At 63.8% G+C, this 1,326-nt stretch carries 2 protein-coding genes and 1 pseudogene; all 3 read left to right on the top strand.

The genetic code is table 11. From position 1 onward, the window contains the following. Nucleotides 1–157 (top strand): annotated as a pseudogene (locus tag Q8814_RS26170) (3-oxoacyl-ACP reductase); the annotation flags it as partial. Further along, nucleotides 154–1,044, top strand: a complete 891-nt coding sequence (gene couO / locus Q8814_RS26165; RefSeq protein WP_330154835.1) for a 4-hydroxyphenyl-beta-ketoacyl-CoA hydrolase — start codon at nucleotides 154–156, stop codon at nucleotides 1,042–1,044. The pseudogene Q8814_RS26170 and the gene couO, both read left to right, overlap by 4 nt. Before the next feature lie 16 nt (nucleotides 1,045–1,060). After that, a partial coding sequence (locus tag Q8814_RS26160) for a MaoC/PaaZ C-terminal domain-containing protein (RefSeq protein ID WP_330154834.1) occupies nucleotides 1,061–1,326 on the top strand: 266 nt, incomplete at its 3' end.

The following is a 1,326-nucleotide window of genomic DNA, read 5'->3' as shown; positions in this document are numbered from 1 at the left end:
CCGTGTCGCACTCTGGTCGCACCCGCAGTTGACTGCGACCGCCTACCACGACGGCGGATTCACCGCCGACGCCATCGCTGCGGAATGGCCCACCACCTTCGCCGACCATGCCGAATCGGTCGGCGAGAAGTTCCCCGAGGAGCTGATGAGCAAATGAGCCGCTACGAATACGGCATCGACTTCGACGCCGTCACTGCGATCGACTTCCACACCCACGTCGAAATCGACGGATGCGGACACCGATCCATGGACGACGAACTCATGGCCGCATCCGAGAAATACTTCAAATCCGGCGAAGAACGCACTCCCACCATCGACACCGTCGCCGACCATTACCGCGAACGGAACATGGCGGCGGTTGTGTTCACCGTCGACGCCGGCGCCGGCACCGGCCACGCCGCCAACTCCGTCGAGGAGATCGTCGAAGGCGCCGCCCGCCACAAGGACGTGCTCATCCCCTTCGGCTCCGTCGACCCGTGGCAGGGCAAATCCGCCGTCAAACGCCTCCACCGACTCGTGGACGACTACGGCGTCAAGGGCTTCAAATTCCATCCCTCGATGCAGGGCTTCGAACCCAACGACCGCCANTTCTACCCGCTCTACGAAGCCCTCACCGAAGCACAGGTGCCCGCGCTGTTCCACACCGGTCAAACCGGCATCGGAGCCGGCCTGCCCGGCGGCCACGGCATCAAACTGCGCTACTCCGACCCCATGCTTCTCGACGACGTCGCCGCCGACTTCCCCGACCTGACCATCATCATGGCTCACCCCGCCGTGCCCTGGGTCGACCAGCAGATCTCCATCGCCACTCATAAATCCAACGTCTACATCGACCTGTCCGGCTGGTCACCGAAATACTTCCCGCCGCAACTGGTCAAAGCTGCCAACGGCATGCTCCGGAACAAGGTGCTCTTCGGCTCCGACTTCCCCGTCATCCAGGTCGACCGCTGGATGACCGACTTCGACAAGCTCGACGTCAAACCCGAGGTCATCCCCCTCATCTTCAAGCAGAACGCGATGCGCGTTCTCGGCCTCGCGAACTGAACCGACAGGAATCAGCATGTCCACATCAGCTACCGTCACCCGCGTCGGAACACTCGGCGACCTCGCAGCGCTCGAGGGAACGCATATCGGCACCAGTTCGTGGTTCGCCGTCGAACAGGACCGGATCGACACCTTCGCGGACGCCACCGGCGACCACCAGTGGATCCACGTCGATGTCGAACGCGCCGCGGCGGAGAGCCCGTTCGGCGCGCCCATCGCCCACGGCTCTCTCTCACTCTCGTTGATCGCCCCGATGTGGGGCGAGGGTCTCACCGTCGGCAG

This window comes from Rhodococcus chondri (assembly GCF_036327435.1).
Taxonomy (GTDB): Bacteria; Actinomycetota; Actinomycetes; order Mycobacteriales; family Mycobacteriaceae; genus Rhodococcus; species Rhodococcus chondri.
The sequence above is the reverse complement of the archived record's forward strand: the minus strand, read 5'-3'. Positions and strand labels throughout refer to the sequence as shown.